Below are 15221 nucleotides of genomic sequence, written 5' to 3'. Positions count from 1 at the left end.
ATCAGCGACCGGCCTTGGGGGCCTTCCAGCGGGCGATGCCGCGGGCCAGCAGGTTGAGCAGCATCACGAGACCGATCAGCACGAGCGCGGCGGCCCAGGCCCGGTCGTACGCGTACTGGTTGCCGGCCTTGAACTGCTGCCAGATGAAGTACGGCAGCGAGGACTGCGGCCCCTCGAACGGGTTGTTGTTGATCGACGCGGCGCCGAACACCAGCAGCATCACCGGTGCGGTCTCGCCCGCGATGCGGGCGACGGCGAGCATGACGCCGGTGGTGATGCCGCCGATCGCGGTGGGCAGCACCACCTTGAGGATCGTCCGCCACTTGGGCACGCCCAGGGCGAGGGAGGCCTCGCGCAGCTCGTTCGGGACGAGCTTGAGCATCTCCTCGGTGGAGCGCACGACGATCGGCATCATCAGGATGGCCAGCGCCATGGCGCCCGCCCAGCCGGAGTAGCCGAAGTCCAGCAGGATGATCCAGAAGCTGAGGACGAACAGGCCGGCCACGATCGAGGGGATGCCGGTCATGACGTCGACGAAGAAGGTCACGGCGCGGGCCAGCTTGCCGCCGCCGTACTCGACCAGGTAGATCGCCGTCAGCAGGCCGATCGGGGCGGCGATCAGCGCCGCCAGGCCGACCTGCTGCACGGTGCCGATGAGGGCGTGGTAGACGCCGCCGCCGGGCTGGAGGTCGCGCAGGCCGCTCATCGAGTGCGTCAGGAAGTAGCCGTCGAGCAGCCCGATGCCGCGGACGACCGTCTCCCACACCAGGGAGGCGAGCGGGACGAGGGCGGCGATGAAGCAGACCCACACCAGGCTGGTCGCCAGCCGGTCCCGGGCCTGGCGGACGCCTTCGACGGCGGTGGTGAGGGCGAAGGTGATCCCCACGAACAGCAGCGCGGCGATCAGGCCCCACTGGGCCTTGCTGCTCAGGTCGGCGACCAGGCCGACGGCGCTGCCCAGCGCGGCGGAGAGCACGGCGATGCCCAGCGGCGCCCAGCGCGGCAGGCGGGCGTGGCGCAGGGAGTCGGACCCGCGGTCGGCGGAGTCGACGGGGGAGGTGTCCAAGACGGCGTTGCTCATGCGTTGGCCCCCGAGTACTCCTTGCGGCGAGCGATGATCATGCGGGCGCCGCCGTTCACCACCAGGGTGATGACGAACAGCACCAGGCCGGAGGCGATGAGGGCGTCGCGCCCGACGTCCCCGGCCTCGTTGAAGCCGGCGGCGATGTTCTGGGCGAAGGTGCCGCCGCCCGGGTCGAGCAGGCTGAGCTTGATGACGAAGCTGGGCGAGAGCACGGTGGCCACCGCCATCGTCTCGCCCAGCGCGCGCCCCAGCCCGAGCATCGAGGCGCTGATGACGCCGGAGCGGCCGAACGGCAGCACCGACATGCGGATGACCTCCCACCGGGTCGCGCCCAGCGCGAGCGCGGCCTCCTCGTGCATCTTGGGCACCTGGAGGAAGACCTCGCGGGAGACGTTGGTGACGATCGGCAGGATCATGATCGCCAGCACGATGCCGACGGTGAACAGCGAGCGGGCGGCTCCGCCGGAGTAGTCGAAGACGCCCGTCCAGCCCAGGTAGTCGTCCATCCAGTAGAACAGCCCCGACAGGTGCGGCACCAGGAAGAGCGCGCCCCACAGGCCGTAGACGATGGACGGCACGGCCGCCAGCAGGTCGATGACGTACCCGAGCGGGGTGGCCAGCCTGCGCGGGGCGTAGTGCGAGATGAACAGCGCGATGCCGACGGCGATCGGCACGGCCAGCGCCATGGCGATCACCGAGCTGACCACCGTGCCGAAGGCGAGGACGGCGATGCCGAAGACGGGCGGGTCGGCGTTGGCGTTCCAGTCGAAGGTGGTGAAGAAGTTGCCCTCGTTGACGGCGAGCGCGTTGGCCGTCCGCCAGGTCAGGAAGGCCGCGATGGCGGCCATGATGACCAGCAGCGCGATGCCGGAGCCCCGGGAGAGGCCCAGGAAGATCCGGTCACCGCGGTGGCGGGCGGACTTCGAGGGCTTCGGCGCCTGGGGCGGCAGCTCCTGCTGTGGGGGCGGGGCGATGGTGTCGGCTATTTTCATGATCTCTCCGGTCTGGTGCGGGGCCGGCCGCTGAGCGGGGCCGGTCCCTGGCGGCGGTGCACCGGATGGTTGACGAGCGGCTGCACGGGGCGGGACACGCCTGAGCCGGTGCGGCCCCCTTGGGCTGGGGAGCCGCACCGGCGTCAGGTCAGGAGAGGGAGTCGATCTTCTCGCGCACCTTGGTGATGACCTCGTCGGGGATCGGGGCGTACTCGATCTCGGCGAGCTGGTCCTGGCCCTCCTCGCTCGCGGCGTAGGTCAGGAAGGACTTCATCGCCTCCAGCTTGTCGGGCTTGTTGCCCTTGTCGCAGGCGATCTCGTAGGTGACGAGGATGATCGGGTAGGCGCCCTCCTCCTTCGTCGAGTAGTCCAGCTCCATGGCCAGGTCGCCGTCGGTGCCGACGATCTTGCCGGCGGCGATACCGGTGGAGGAGTTCTCGACGGTGGCCTCGACGGGCGCGCCGGCGCCGGTGTCCAGCTTGACGGTGTCGATGTCGTTGCCGGTGGCGTAGGAGAGCTCGAAGTAGCCGATCGCGCCGTCGGTCTGCGCGACGTTGGTGGCCACGCCCGCGGAGCCGTTGGCCGACTGGCCGCCCTTGGCCGCCCAGGCCTTGGCCGGCTCGTACGGCCACTCCTCGGGAGCGGCCTCGTTGAGGTAGGTGGTGAAGTTGTCCGTGGTGCCGGACTCGTCCGAGCGGTGGAACGCCTGGATCTTGGTGGCGGGCAGTTCCACGTCCGGGTTCAGCTTCTTGATCGCCTCGTCGTCCCACTGCGTGATCTTCGTGTCGAAGATCTTCGCGATGGTGGGCGCGTCCAGGACGAGCTCCTCCACGCCGGAGAGGTTGTAGCCGATGGCCACCGGGCCGCCGACCATCGGCAGGTTGATCGCCTTGCCGCCCTCGCAGACCTCCTTGGACTGCTCGACCTCGTCCTCCTTGAGGGCGGAGTCGGAGCCGGCGAAGGCGGTCTTGCCCTGCAGGAACTCCTGGATGCCGGCGCCGGAGCCCGTCGGGTTGTAGTTGACCTTGGTGTCCGGGCAGGCCCGCTGGTAGTTCTGCACCCAGGCGTCGACGGCGTTCTTCTGGGCGCTGGAACCCGAGGCCAGCAGGTTGCCCTCCCCCTGGCACTCGATGTTGCCCGAGGCGGCGCTCTCCGGGCTGTCCCCGCCCTGCGTGGTGTTGTCGTCCGAGCCGCAGGCGGACAGGACCAGAGCACTGGTGACCGCCAGCGCGCCGACGGACAGGGCGCGAAGCCGGTTCGTGCGCTGAAGCTTCACTTCGGTTCAGTTCCTTCCTGAGCCCGCCGGTGGGGGGATCGGCAAGCGATGGAGTGTGGAGTCTCTCTTGATCAGCTATGGGGGTGAACCCTGCGCCTCGCGAGGTGGCACACCCTCCGTACGGCCGAAATTAGGCAGGACAGGTGAAGCGCCCGACCGTCGAGAGTGAACGGGAGGTGAACCTCGCCCGGCAGAGCGGTGTCCGTGTTCGTCCCGTATTCCGGTCGTTGCCGGGGCGTGACCCTGTTACCACGGGTAGGGCCGTGGCATGATCTCGTGAGGTGCCCGCCGCAGGGGGAGGAAGCGCTGGTGATACGCAGGGGACGCGCCCGGACGGCGCTGTGCGTGCTGGGTGTGCTGGGTCTGCTGGCCGTGCCGGGCCCCGCCCACGCGGACCCGGCGCCCGCGCCGGGCGCTCCGGGCACCCCGGCCGCTTCGGCCCCTCCGGCTACTCCGGCCGCTCCCGCGCCGTCGGCGGAGGCCGAGCCGACGGGCGAGCCCGCGCCGCCGGACGCGTTCCGTGGCGCCCCCTCGGACGGGGCCCCGGCGGCGCCGTCCGACCCGGCGGCGCCCCCGGCCCCCGGCCCGGAGGGCGGCGCGCCGTCCGCGGCCGCCGACCTGGAGGCCGTGCGCCAGCGGATCGAGGACCTGCACGACGAGGCCGGGTCGGCCACCGACGCCTACAACGCCGCGGTCGGACGCGTCGCGGAGCAGGAGGAGGCCGTCGCGGACCTGGACCGCCGCATCGAGCGCAACGAGGAGAGCCTGCGCACCCTGCGCGACCAGGCCGGCGCCATGGCCCGCGCCCAGTACCGGGGCGGCGGCCTCCCGGCCGGCGCGCGGCTCGCCCTGGGCGACGACCCGGAGCGGTTCCTGCACTCGCTCAGCCTGTTCCACAAGGGCCAGCGCGCCGCCCTCGGCGTCCTGGGGGACCTGGACCGCGTCGGCGCGGAGCTGGGCGACGACGCCGAGGAGGCCGCGCGCACCATGGCGGCCCTGGAGGCCACCCGCACCCGGCGGGCCGAGGCCAGGGAGCGGATCGAGGCCCGGCTGGAGGAGGCCCGCGCACTGGAGTCCGAGCTCGCCGCGGACGAGCGCGAGCGGCTGCGCGAGCTGGAGGAGCGCACCGCCCGGCAGCGTCAGCTCCGGTGGCTGCGCACCGGGGTGCTCGACGAGATCGGGGACCGGGCGAGCGAGGCCGGCCAGCGGGCCATCGCGTACGCCACCCAGCAGCTCGGCAAGGACTACGAGTGGGGCGCGGAGGGCCCGGACACCTTCGACTGCTCGGGCCTCACCCAGCGCGCCTGGGAAGCCGCGGGCCGGGCCATCCCGCGCACGTCGCAGGAGCAGTGGCGGCGGCTGCCCCGCGTCGCCGTGGCGGACATGCGCCCCGGCGACCTGATCGTCTACAAGGAGGACGCCAGCCACGTCGGCCTCTACATCGGCGACGGCGAGATGGTGCACGCCCCGCGCACCGGCCGCCAGATCCGGGTGGAGGGCGCGGGCGCCCTGCCCATCCTCGGCGTCGTCCGCCCGGACGCGTGACGGCCCGCCCGCGCGGCCGGGCGGTCCGTGGCGCTCCGCCGGACGCGTGACGGCCCGCCCGCGCGGCCGGGCGTCCCGGCAGGCGGACGCGCGGCGGTGCGCGCCCGGGCTGTGATCCACGGCATACGCGGGGCCCGCGGGGGCGCGAGGCGTTCCGCACGGGCCCCCGGGGCGGCTAAGGTCACCTGCGGCGGCGAACGCCCTCGGGGGAGAGGGAAGAGGACGACGTGATGCCCGTACCCGTGGGCGAAGGGCGCGAGAGCGCGCCGCGGACGGCGCAGGCGGTCGTGCCGCGGCAGGCGGGCACGCTGCTCGTCATCGCCCCCGACCCCGCCCGGGCGCCGCTGCCGGAGCTGAGCGACGCCCAGGGCGTGCGCTTCCGCGTCCGCACCGCGCGCAATCTCACCGAGGCCGAGCGGCTGTTCACCGACGACGTCGACTGCATCCTGCTCGACCTCGCGCTGGCCGGGAACCAGGCGCAGGACCTGCTGCGCCAGGTGCTGCGCCTCGCCCCCGGGCACGCCGTGCTCGTCCTGGCCGGCGAGGACGACGCCGAGCGGGCCGCCGAGGCGGTGCGCTTCGGCGCGCAGGACTACCTCTGCCGCGACGAGCTTGACGCGCGTCAACTGGGCCGGGCCATCCGCTACGCCGTGGAGCGCAAGCAGGCCGACCGCGCGCAGCGCCAGCTCACCGAGTCCCGGCTGCGGGCCCAGGAGAACGCCCGGCTGGAGCGCGGGCTGCTGCCCACGCCGCTGCTGGCGGGCAGCCCGCTGCGGTTCGCCGCCCGCTACCGCCCCGGCCGCTCCCGCGCCCTGCTGGGCGGCGACTTCTACGACACCGTGCGCACCGCCGACGGCACCGTCCACGCCATGATCGGCGACGTCTGCGGACACGGCCCGGACGAGGCCGCGCTCGGCGTGGAGCTGCGCATCGCCTGGCGCGCGCTGATCCTCGCGGGCCTGTGTGGGGACGAGCTGCTGGCCACGCTCCAGCGGGTGCTGGAGCACGAGCGCGACAGCGACGAGCTGTTCGCCACGCTGTGCATGGTCGACATCGCCCCGGACGGCCGGCGCGCCGGGGTGTGCCTGGCCGGGCACCCGGCGCCGCTGGTGGCCCGCCCCGACGCGGCGCCGCGCCTGCTGCCGCAGACCGGCGCCGGGCCCGCGCTCGGCCTGCTCCCGCGCGCCCGCTGGGCCCGCACGGGCGTCGAGCTGGGCGGCGCGTGGAGCCTGATGCTCTACACCGACGGGCTGATCGAGGGCCGCACGGCCGCCGACTCGCGGGAACGGCTCGGCCAGGAGGGCATGCTCCGGCTGGTGGGCCGGGGCCTGGCGGCCGGGGTCACGGGCGAGGCGCTGCTGGACGCCGTCCTCGCCGACGCCCGCGACCTCAACGGCGAGGAGCTCGCCGACGACGTGGCGGTCGTGCTGCTGGACCGCGGCTGACCCGCGCGCCGCTCGCGCTGGCACGCGGCGGTGTGGCGGGCGCGGTACCGCTGGCGCGGCCGGCGCGGTACGCCGGCGCGACGCGGCCGGAGGGGGCGGGGTGCGGCCCGGGTGCCGGCGGCGAGTGGGCCGAGCGGGCGCTCAGCCGCCGTCCGGCCCGGGTCCGGGCGCCGCCCGGCCTCCGCTCAGCGTCCGCCGTTGTACGGACCGTACGGTCCGTCGCTGCTGCTGCCCCGGTACCCGCCGCCCCGTCCACCGCGTCCGCCGGTCACCTGGATCAGCGCCGGACGTACGTCGACCAGGTACACGATGTTCGCGATCACGACGACGATCGTGAGCAGGAAGCCCAGACCCGGTACCCCGACGAGGTGCACCGCGACGCCGACGCCCAGCAGGATCAGCCAGAAGTTCTTCGTGTTCTTGTCCGCCGCGCGGAAGGCGTCCTCGCGGCGCAGCACGGCGTCCACGAAGCAGAAGACGGCCAGCACCAGGAGGCCGATGTACACCAGCGACATCAGGGTGGTGAATCCGGACAGAATCACGCTGCTCATCCTCCTGGGTCAATGCCGTCCCGGCAGCCCACGCTACCGGCACGGGGGCCGGGCGGGTAACCGCGCACGGGGCGTGCCCGGCCGTGCCGTCCGCCACAGCGGTGCCGGCCGTCAGGAGGCCGGCGGCGGCGTGTTCCGGCGGGGGCCCGAGGGCTTGGCGTCGGCGGAGCCCTTGGCCGCGCCGCCCGCGGGCTTCGCGGTGGCGCTCTTCGCGGTGCCCTTGGCCGCCGACCCCTTGGCGCCGGACGCCTTCCGTTCCGAGGCCGCCGTCGAGGCCGCCTCCGAGGTCGCCGCGGAACCGGACGGCTCCGCCTTCCCGGTCTTCGCCGCCTCGGTCTTCGCGGCCTCGGTGTCCGCCGTCCCGCTCCGTGCCTCCTCGGCCGCGGGCTCCTCGACGCTCACCGGCTCGCGCTCCACCGTCGCCTCGTAGCCGAAGCCGCCGACGCCCTCCTCGCCGTCGGCGCGGCCGCGCCAGCCCTCGACGACGACCTTGCCCTGCTCGGCGAGCGCGTCGTAGCCCTCCTTGGCCTTCACCGCGGCCTCGGCGGCGTAGCCGACGCCCTGAAGCGCGAAGGTCTGGGCCTGCTCGCGCCACTTGCGCACGTCGGAGTCGAGCGAGGCGAGGACCTCCTGCACCCGGGTCTGCATCGCCCTGGTGTCGGTGTCGCGCAGCTTGGCGATCCGCTCGGGCGCCTCGGTGCGCAGCTTCTCGATGACCCCGGCGGCGAAGTACAGCGGCGTCGGGTCGGTCAGGACCTTGCGGAAGTCGGTGTTGGTCGGCATGTGCGTCCCTTTCGACGTCTCAGGGGGCGGCGTCGGTCACGCCGCCGCCGTCGTTCTGCGCACGGAACGACGCGTAGATCTGGAGCAGCGCCTGCCTCTGCTGTTCGGTGAGCGACGGGTCGGCCAGGATCGCGGCCGCCACGTCGATCTCCGCCCCGGCCCGCTCCTCCAGCATCCCCGCGCGCACGTACAGCGTCTCCGCCGAGATCCGCAGCGCCTTGGCCAACTGCTGCAGGATCTCGGCGCTGGGCTTGCGCAGCCCGCGCTCGATCTGGCTCAGGTACGGGTTCGAGACCCCGGCCGCCTCGGCGAGCTGCCGCAGCGAGAGCTGCGCGTTGCGCCGCTGCTCGCGCAGGAACTCCCCGATACCGCCCGGACCCAGCGAACCCATGCCCCCACCGTGCCCCACCCCGCTAACAATTGCAAGCACCCCGCTTGCAACCGTGTCGCCCGCCCGCCGGGACGCCCGGTCACGCGAGGACCTGTCGCGCGTCCTGGTGACGCGAGGGGGCGTGTGTCCCGGCTGCTGCGCAAGCGCGGACCGGCCGTGCGCGGCTTCCGGCCTCCGGCCCCGCGAACCTCGGACGTGCGCTCTGACGGGCATGGTCCGGCGGGTCCGCCAGGACTGCGGGTTGTGGGTGCGGCACGACGCCGCCGTGACCGCGTGCGGCTACGGGCGGCACCGCCCCGTGGGCTCCTGCCGGCTGGAGCTGGTCGCATGAGCGCCAGCCCCAGCGGACGGGCGTTCGTGGACGGAGCCCCGGACAGGAGCGCCGCGTACGCCTCGCCGCACGGATGGCCGACGTTCTACGCCGAGCCGGGATCACCGAACGCAACGGCGTGCCTGTCCGTCGCCTCCCCGCGTCCCGCGGTGACGAAGGTCGGGGCGTCCTCCTGACCGACCGGACGCCCTACGAGCCCCCGCCTGTCTGCCTGTCCTTGATGCTCTCGCCCGCCGCGCGGCGGACCACCAGGCCGCGTGACCATACGCTCCGCCATGCCTCCCGCCCCGGAAGCGTGGCAGGGTCGTCTTCTCCGTGTGCTTCGCACGCGGCGAAGCCCCACCATGCAGGGCACGATGGGGCAGCCTCTTGGCCGTGCGCGTATTCGGCCGGGGGCTCAGACGTTGCCCACCTGTCCGGCCTTGACGCCCGCCACGAACGTAGCGAAGGCTGCGGCGGGGACGTGCAGCACCGGACCAGCCGTGTCCTTGGAGTCACGGACAGGGACGACGCCACGGGACGCGGCAAGGTTGGCCGCAACCTCCACGCAGTCGCCGCCGTTGCCGCTGTAGGAGGACTTGAACCAACGGGGGGATTCGGTCGTCAAGGGGTGCCCTTTCGAAACTGATTGATCATGGCCACAGACGCTGCTGGAGACAGTGCCTCGCCCTGAAGTTGATGGTATGCCGTCAGCATGGGCAGCACGGACGTGCTGTCTCGGTCCAAGTGCCCCTGCGTCTGTGACTCGGCGTAGCAGAGCACGGAGCGGTCCGCAAGAGTGAGTAGGTTGACCGGAAGGTTGAAGGCACGCCGGGCGCCGAGGTCGGACGGCGCGACCTGGATGATCCAGTTCGGACGGGCGGCGACTTCGACGAGACGCTGAAGCTGCGCGTCCATGACCTCTGCGCCTCCAACTGCGTGGCGGAGACAGCTTTCATCCATGACGACGAACACCATAGGCGGCCGAGACCGCATTAGAGCTGCTTGGCGCTCCGCTAGGAACGAGACACGTTCCGCCGCCTGTTCGGGCGTGATGGCGCCACGCTCCACATGGCCGTCTTCTTGAGCCTGCGCGTACTCCGATGTCTGCAACAGTCCGGGGATGATCCCAACGTTGTAGAGCCGGATTTCAACCGCTCGCCCTTCATGTGTGACGTACTCGGGGAATCCCTGCAACAAGACTCCATGCTCGATCTCCCCCCACTCGCGTTCGAAGGAATCGGCCGTGCCTTCGAGTCCGAGCACGGAGTCAACAGCCGCCGAAAAGCGCCGAGTCGGCGGTTTGCGTCCGGTTTCCACCCCCGATACGTGCCGTCCGGAGTACCCGATCCGTGCGCCTAGATCATCTTGCAGCCATCCCCGCGATTCTCGCGCGCTGCGCAAACGCGCACCGTACGCCGCTTCCGGGCTTTCCGCGGGGTTCAACTCCTTGCGGTTTACCAATGTGTTCTCCGCCCGTGGAACGTTGATTGGCTGCCGACTGTAGGCCACGCTGGGCCGCCTTGGTAGTGGAGTCACTACGGAGAGGAGCGGTCGTGCCTGCGCAGAATCTTCCCGCAGACGGACTCACCCACGTACCGAAGCCCGGCACGCTGGTGGTGGACACCCACCGGGGCCAGGTCGCGGAGTTCCGCGGCGTCGCCGGGCCGTATTGGTCGCTACGCCCGGTCTGCGGCGGCGCCGAGTGGGACGCGGAACCCGCGCACGTTCGCCCCGCCGAGCCGATAGAGCGCCTGCGTGCCGAAGTGGCCCGAGCGAACGCCCGAGCTCGCGGGGAGCTGCTGTGACCACAGCGGCCCGTCGCGTGTTCCGGTACGTCAACTGGACGTTGCGGCCCGACCAGGACGACGACGCCCCGCCGCTCGCCTACGCCTTCCGGTGCCTGACACTCCGGGACGACGGCACCGAGTGCGACGCGCGCTCCAAGACGAGCACCGATCCGGCCGAGCCGCAGGAGTGGGCGTTCGGCCACATGCGCGAGCACCCGGACCACGTCAGTTTCGCCGAGGTCATCGAACGCCCGTGGGTCATGTGGCGGGGTGGGGCCGTATGAGCGGCCGACCGGTTCCGGCGGGCTACCGGTGTGAAGTGCTCGCCGAAGGGCTCGTGTACGGCACGGGCGAGACCGCGCCCTACGTCTTGGGGACGTTCCAGACCATTTCCCCGGTGCTCGCTCTTCGGTGGCTGCGCGGGGAGGCACGGCGCATCGCGGACCGACTCGACCCCGACCCGCAGCGTTCGGCGTGGGTGCGGCCGACCATGCGCAGAGCCGTCGTGCCCGTCCCCGACTGTCCCGCAGAACTCCGTGCGTGGGCCGCTGGGCCGGAGGGGCCACGGGCAGCACGTGAGCACCTCAAGGCCGGGCACCCGCTGTTCGCCGCGTTCACGGATGAGGACTGTACGTACACCCTGTCTGCCTGGCCGGTGCGGCTGCCCGCCGACGAGCCCGACCAGGTGCCGCCCGAGCCGGCAGCCCACCGAACCGGCGGACCGTCGCACTCCCTGTACGTCCTCGCCGCGGTCCCGAGGACGTGGCGCGCTGATACTCCCGCCCCCGCCACATAGGACCCGAACCAGGACAGCGCGGGTCCGCGATCCGCTCTGTGGCAGGGGGCGGGGTCCACACCCGGTCGGCCGTCGTGCGTGAGGGTCTGGCGGCCGACCGGTGCTGTAGGAGCACGACGAGCACCACGCTCACCGCGACAACCGACTACACAGGAGGAACGCAGCATGAGCACCGCAGCGGCTACACCCGTCCCCTTCGGGGTCCGGCACCTTGTATCACCGGCGCCGACGCACGGCGAAGCGCCCGTCATCACGTACAGCGAAGGGCTTCAGCTCAACGTGTCAGCCGAAGGCAACCCGTGGCACGCGCTCACGGCGGAGATGCCGGAGACGCAGACGGAGACCAGCAACGGCGACGGTAACGCACCGGGCTCCGACAGCGGGACCGACCTGTACTGACATGCGATCGATCCTCATCCTGACCGGCCGGGACGACCTCACGGCCGACGCGGTGGTTGAGGAGCTGGTGACACGCGGGGAACACGTCGTCAGGTACGACACTGCCGACTTTCCCACCGCTTCCCGTCTGGCCGTCTCCCTCACCGGGGACGGCTGGACGGGATCTCTCGCCGGCTCCCGCACGGTACGCCTGGAATCCGTCAAGTCGGTGTGGTGGCGTCGCCCCAACGAGTTCCGCACCCCCGACAACTGGCCCGGACACGCTCGCGCGCTCGCGGTCTCGGAAGCACGCTCCGGGCTGCTGGGCGTGCTCGGCTCGCTGCCCGTCCGATGGATCAACCATCCGAGCAAGGATGCCGCCGCGAACTACAAGCCCGTTCAACTCGCCGTGGCCGCCCGCTGCGGACTGCACGTGCCCCGCTCCGTGATTACGTCGGAACCCGAGCACGCCCGCACGTTCATGGGGGACGACGCGGTCGTCTACAAGGGGCTCGGCGGGGGTGTGCTCGGCCCGGAGGGGAGCCGGCAGTTCCTTCCCGTGGCGCTCGTTTCCGCGGACGAGGTGGACGACGGAGTGCGCGGCACCGCGCACCTGTTCCAAGAGCGCGTGGACAAGGCGTACGAAGTGCGCTTGACCGTGATCGGGGAGCGCGTGTTCCCCGTCGCCATCCACACCGACAGCGAAGCCGCGCGGCTCGACTGGCGGACGGACTACCGGTCCCACCGGTACGAAGTGGTCGACATGCCCCCGGCGGTCGAACAGGGGGTGCGTCAACTCATGGACCGGCTCGGCTTGTATTTCGGCGCGCTGGACTTCGCCGTCACGCCGGGCGGACGTTGGGTGTTCTTCGAGGTGAATCCCAACGGTCAATGGCACTGGCTCGCTGTTCGGGCCGGTGTGCCGCTCGTGGAAGCCATGGCCGATGCCCTGCAAGGAGACACAGCATGACCGAAGCGCCCCCCTGGACCGGAGCCGCCAAAGCGCTCGCCGACAAGGTGACGGCCGAAGCCCCCGCGTGGCATGACGCCGTGAGCAACACCCCCCGCCACCGGCTTGTCCCGCGCTGGTGGCAGCGCATCCCCGACAGTCCCACGCAGGAATGGGAGTTGGCTGACCTCCCCGAAAACTCCCCCGAGCGCCTGCACGCCGCGTACACGGACGAGACGCTGGTAACCCGTGTCGGCCCCACGCACGCCGACCACGCCACCCCCGGCGAGCACGGCAAGGGCGACCCAACGTCGTCGTCCACCCTGCCGGGACTCATCGTGTCCATGGCGCACCGACTCGACGCGAAGCCCGGCCACCATGTGTTGGACGTGGGCACGGGGTCCGGATACTCCGCTGGTCTGTTCGCCCGTCGCTTCGGAGACGACAACGTGACCAGTGTGGACGTGGACCCGTATCTAGTCGAGGTTGCCCGGACCCGGCTCGCCGAGTTCGGACGTTCGCCGCGCGTGGAAGTCGTCGACGCTACCGGGGAACTCCCCGAGCCGGAATACGACCGCATCATGGCGACCGTTTCCGTGCGCCCCGTCCCTCCGTCATGGCTCCGCGCGCTCCGCCCCGGCGGACGGCTTGTGACGACCATCGCCCAAACCGCCCTGCTGATCACGGCGGACATGGGGGCCGACGGCATCGCGCGGGGCACCGTCCAGCCCGACCCGGCAACGTTCATGGAAACCCGGCAGGGAGCGGACTACCCGGCAAAGCTGAACGACGTGTTCGTGTCCGCCCGCGTACGAGAGGGCGAGGACGTACGGCCCCCGGACGGGGCGATCCCCGATCTGTGGCAGGAATGGCCCCTCCGGTGGCTCTACGAGCTGGACACGCCCGGAATCGAGACCCGGGCGGCAACGTACCCGGACGACGGTGGGCGCGTGGTGTGGCTGCTCGCCGCTGACGGGTCATGGGCGCGAGCTGAGGACGGGAGGTCCCCCGTAGTCCACCAGGGCGGCCCCCGCCGGCTCTGGGACGACCTGGAACGCGTCCGCCGCAAGTGGGAGGAGAACAACCGATTCTCTCTCCACGCGATGCGCGCGGAACTCTCGCCCGAGGGCAGCCGCCTGCTGTCCCCGGACGACTCGTGGCGCTTCCCGATCTGACCCCGCCCTCCTCGGACGCTGGCAGGGCGGACGTGACGACTGTCCGATACTCCCCCCTGGCCGGCTTGGTGGCACTCCCGACCGGATCAGCCGTGAAGCACGGGCAGACGTGTCCGCACGAGTGGACGCGCTCGGCTTTTCGCCCCGGTCCGCCCCTTCACTGGGATGCCGCTCCCCCGCAGCGGCGAGGGTGCCACCACTTCGCCCCTCCCGTGTGCTGCCCCCGTAGCGCATGGGCGGGGCTCCCTCACACCAGGACCAGACGAAAGCCCTGTTCACGAACCAGTGCGCCGCCACCGCGCTCCTGCAACCGCCCGAAGCGGTGCAGCGCTCGGCCCCGCCGGAACGTGGTCATGGGTGGAGAACCGCACGGGGCTGCCTATCGCCGCAGCGCACGCAGATTACCTACAAGGGGAGTAGCCGTGACCGATCCCGAGAACACCCGCGCCAGGGAGTTCGCCGCACGTCTCACCGGTGCGGATACCAGCGCATGGGCCTCCACGTTCGCCCAAGTGCCGCGCCACCACTTCGTCCCGTCCTTCTACACCACTACCGGCGACGGTTGGAAAGAGGTCAGGGACGGTGATCCCGGCTACCTCGACGGTGTGTACTCGGATACCGCGCTCACCACGCAGACCGACGACAGGGGAATCCCGAACTCGTCGTCGAGCGAACCCTCACTCATGCTCGCCATGCTCGACGCCCTGGACGTGCGGCCAGGGAACTCCGTGTTCGAACTCGGCACCGGTACGGGCTACAACGCGGCACTTCTCTGCGCGCGTCTCGGCGATGAGAGAGTGGTCAGCGTCGACGTGGACGAAGAACTCGTCAGAGTCGCTCGTCACCGGCTGGCCGAACTCGGATACTCCCCGACTCTGGCGGCCGGGGACGGGGCAGCCGGTTATCCGGAGAAGGCGCCGTACGACCGTCTGATCGCCACGGCGAGGCTTCGGTACATCCCTCGCGCGTTCCTTGAACAGTCGGCGGACGGGGCGGTCATGGTGCTGCCGGTCGGCTTCGGTGTCGCCCGGCTTTCCGTGACCGGCAAGGCGGAAGCACACGGCCGCTTCCTGCCGGTACCCGCGTATTTCATGCCGCGCCGAGTGGAGGGTGTGGCACCACGCTTCGCTGAACTGGAGACCCGAGAAGCCCGCCCCACGTCGGTCGACGTCGCCGAAGTGCTGGATCGGTTGAGCTTCCCTGTGTCGCTCGCCATGCCGGACTACACATCCTGTACGTGGGTGGACGACGACGGCAGCCCGAACGCGCTCGGACTCTGGACCGGCGACGGGTCCACGGCTACGGCCACCATGACCGGGAGGGTTCGCCAGATCGGCCCGCGTCGACTGTGGGATGAGCTGGAACAGCTCGCCGTCACCTTCGGAGGCATCGACAGCGTGTCGCGGGAGGACTTCGGGATCACCGTCACCCCGGACGGTCAGCGCGTCTGGTACGGCACTGAAGACGGTCCTTCCTGGGCGTTGCCCGCGGAGTGACACGCGAGGGCCGCCCGTCCCCGCACTGCGCCGCTTCCGTGCACGCCGTGGAGGCGGCTGCCTACGGGCGAGCGGGACGGTGCGGGCGCGTGTGTCCCGCTCAGCCGTGAGTACAGCAGGGCGGCCCGCACCATGCCAGCAGTCGACCGGGTCAGGGCACCGGGCCCGGGGGATGACGGCGGGCCTGTGGCCCCCGACGCGGATGTCGGGGGACCGCAGGCCGTGGTGTGGGGCGGGGTGTCCCGGGTGGGGTGTGCGGT

General features: G+C 71.7%; 17 protein-coding genes. 9 read left to right on the top strand and 8 right to left on the bottom strand.

The window, feature by feature from the left end; translation table 11 throughout:
* Position 1: 1 nt before the first annotated feature.
* The 3 genes from pstA to pstS form a co-directional block, all read right to left on the bottom strand.
* On the bottom strand, positions 2-1081 hold the full coding sequence (gene pstA / locus OSB71_RS10745) for a phosphate ABC transporter permease PstA (protein WP_265946904.1): 1080 nt from the start codon (positions 1079-1081) through the stop codon (positions 2-4).
* Complete coding sequence (gene pstC / locus OSB71_RS10740) at positions 1078-2076, bottom strand: phosphate ABC transporter permease subunit PstC (RefSeq protein ID WP_265946902.1); 999 nt, start codon at positions 2074-2076, stop codon at positions 1078-1080. The genes pstA and pstC overlap by 4 nt, the downstream gene beginning before the upstream one ends.
* A 148-nt stretch (positions 2077-2224) precedes the next feature.
* Positions 2225-3352: a phosphate ABC transporter substrate-binding protein PstS gene (gene pstS, locus OSB71_RS10735; RefSeq protein WP_265946900.1), complete on the bottom strand. Its 1128-nt coding sequence runs from the start codon at positions 3350-3352 to the stop codon at positions 2225-2227.
* A 309-nt stretch (positions 3353-3661) separates the two neighbouring features.
* Between pstS and OSB71_RS10730 the strand changes: the two genes are divergently transcribed.
* Positions 3662-4897, top strand: a complete 1236-nt coding sequence (locus OSB71_RS10730) for a C40 family peptidase (RefSeq protein WP_265946898.1) — start codon at positions 3662-3664, stop codon at positions 4895-4897.
* Positions 4898-5127: 230 nt separating this feature from the next.
* Complete coding sequence (locus tag OSB71_RS10725; protein WP_265946896.1) at positions 5128-6342, top strand: PP2C family protein-serine/threonine phosphatase; 1215 nt, start codon at positions 5128-5130, stop codon at positions 6340-6342.
* Positions 6343-6527: 185 nt separating this feature from the next.
* Here OSB71_RS10725 and OSB71_RS10720 read toward each other — a convergent pair whose 3' ends face one another.
* The 3 genes from OSB71_RS10720 to OSB71_RS10710 all read right to left on the bottom strand — a co-directional run bounded on the left by OSB71_RS10720 (position 6528) and on the right by OSB71_RS10710 (position 8067).
* Positions 6528-6884: a DUF2516 family protein gene (locus OSB71_RS10720; protein ID WP_265946955.1), complete on the bottom strand. Its 357-nt coding sequence runs from the start codon at positions 6882-6884 to the stop codon at positions 6528-6530.
* A gap of 120 nt (positions 6885-7004) precedes the next feature.
* Positions 7005-7676: a hypothetical protein gene (locus OSB71_RS10715; RefSeq protein WP_265946895.1), complete on the bottom strand. Its 672-nt coding sequence runs from the start codon at positions 7674-7676 to the stop codon at positions 7005-7007.
* Between the two features lie 19 nt (positions 7677-7695).
* Positions 7696-8067 (bottom strand): helix-turn-helix domain-containing protein, encoded by a 372-nt coding sequence (locus OSB71_RS10710; RefSeq protein ID WP_265946893.1) that lies wholly within the window; start codon positions 8065-8067, stop codon positions 7696-7698.
* A gap of 327 nt (positions 8068-8394) precedes the next feature.
* On the opposite strand from OSB71_RS10710, the gene OSB71_RS10705 reads away from it, so the two are divergent.
* Positions 8395-8574, top strand: a complete 180-nt coding sequence (locus tag OSB71_RS10705) for a hypothetical protein (RefSeq protein WP_265946891.1) — start codon at positions 8395-8397, stop codon at positions 8572-8574.
* 221 nt (positions 8575-8795) lie between these two features.
* On the opposite strand, the gene OSB71_RS10700 is transcribed toward OSB71_RS10705, so the two are convergent.
* Together OSB71_RS10700 and OSB71_RS10695 are read right to left on the bottom strand one after the other, a co-directional pair.
* Complete coding sequence (locus OSB71_RS10700; RefSeq protein ID WP_265946889.1) at positions 8796-9005, bottom strand: DUF397 domain-containing protein; 210 nt, start codon at positions 9003-9005, stop codon at positions 8796-8798.
* On the bottom strand, positions 9002-9841 hold the full coding sequence (locus OSB71_RS10695) for a helix-turn-helix domain-containing protein (protein ID WP_265946953.1): 840 nt from the start codon (positions 9839-9841) through the stop codon (positions 9002-9004). Before OSB71_RS10695 ends, OSB71_RS10700 begins: the two co-directional genes overlap by 4 nt.
* Before the next feature lie 92 nt (positions 9842-9933).
* On the opposite strand from OSB71_RS10695, the gene OSB71_RS10690 reads away from it, so the two are divergent.
* The 6 genes from OSB71_RS10690 to OSB71_RS10665 all read left to right on the top strand — a co-directional run bounded on the left by OSB71_RS10690 (position 9934) and on the right by OSB71_RS10665 (position 14961).
* A complete protein-coding gene (locus OSB71_RS10690; protein ID WP_265946887.1) occupies positions 9934-10185 on the top strand; it encodes a hypothetical protein in 252 nt (83 codons plus the stop codon).
* On the top strand, positions 10182-10451 hold the full coding sequence (locus OSB71_RS10685; RefSeq protein ID WP_265946885.1) for a DUF7848 domain-containing protein: 270 nt from the start codon (positions 10182-10184) through the stop codon (positions 10449-10451). The genes OSB71_RS10690 and OSB71_RS10685 overlap by 4 nt, the downstream gene beginning before the upstream one ends.
* Before the next feature lie 677 nt (positions 10452-11128).
* A complete protein-coding gene (tgmA, locus tag OSB71_RS10680; RefSeq protein WP_265946883.1) occupies positions 11129-11362 on the top strand; it encodes a putative ATP-grasp-modified RiPP in 234 nt (77 codons plus the stop codon).
* Between the two features lies 1 nt (position 11363).
* On the top strand, positions 11364-12311 hold the full coding sequence (gene tgmB / locus OSB71_RS10675) for an ATP-grasp ribosomal peptide maturase (RefSeq protein WP_265946881.1): 948 nt from the start codon (positions 11364-11366) through the stop codon (positions 12309-12311).
* Positions 12308-13465 carry a methyltransferase domain-containing protein gene (locus OSB71_RS10670; RefSeq protein WP_265946879.1) on the top strand — a complete coding sequence of 386 codons (1158 nt, stop codon included), beginning with the start codon at positions 12308-12310 and terminating at the stop codon, positions 13463-13465. The genes tgmB and OSB71_RS10670 overlap by 4 nt, the downstream gene beginning before the upstream one ends.
* Positions 13466-13887: 422 nt before the next feature.
* On the top strand, positions 13888-14961 hold the full coding sequence (locus tag OSB71_RS10665) for a methyltransferase domain-containing protein (protein ID WP_265946877.1): 1074 nt from the start codon (positions 13888-13890) through the stop codon (positions 14959-14961).
* The last annotated feature ends 260 nt before the right edge of the window (positions 14962-15221 follow it).

The sequence above is a fragment of the Streptomyces marinisediminis genome, assembly GCF_026262575.1.
Classification (GTDB): Bacteria; Actinomycetota; Actinomycetes; order Streptomycetales; family Streptomycetaceae; genus Streptomyces; species Streptomyces marinisediminis.
The sequence above is the reverse complement of the archived record's forward strand: the minus strand, read 5'-3'. Positions and strand labels throughout refer to the sequence as shown.

Excerpts from the sequence above, each read along its gene's own strand:
- OSB71_RS10710 (WP_265946893.1), bottom strand. The coding sequence starts at position 8,067 with ATGGGTTCGCTGGGTCCGGGCGGTATCGGGGAGTTCCTGCGCGAGCAG.
- pstC (WP_265946902.1), bottom strand. The coding sequence starts at position 2,076 with ATGAAAATAGCCGACACCATCGCCCCGCCCCCACAGCAGGAGCTGCCG.
- OSB71_RS10670 (WP_265946879.1), top strand. The coding sequence starts at position 12,308 with ATGACCGAAGCGCCCCCCTGGACCGGAGCCGCCAAAGCGCTCGCCGAC.
- tgmA (WP_265946883.1), top strand. The coding sequence starts at position 11,129 with ATGAGCACCGCAGCGGCTACACCCGTCCCCTTCGGGGTCCGGCACCTT.
- tgmB (WP_265946881.1), top strand. The coding sequence starts at position 11,364 with ATGCGATCGATCCTCATCCTGACCGGCCGGGACGACCTCACGGCCGAC.
- OSB71_RS10715 (WP_265946895.1), bottom strand. The coding sequence starts at position 7,676 with ATGCCGACCAACACCGACTTCCGCAAGGTCCTGACCGACCCGACGCCG.
- OSB71_RS10725 (WP_265946896.1), top strand. The coding sequence starts at position 5,128 with ATGCCCGTACCCGTGGGCGAAGGGCGCGAGAGCGCGCCGCGGACGGCG.
- OSB71_RS10705 (WP_265946891.1), top strand. The coding sequence starts at position 8,395 with ATGAGCGCCAGCCCCAGCGGACGGGCGTTCGTGGACGGAGCCCCGGAC.
- pstA (WP_265946904.1), bottom strand. The coding sequence starts at position 1,081 with ATGAGCAACGCCGTCTTGGACACCTCCCCCGTCGACTCCGCCGACCGC.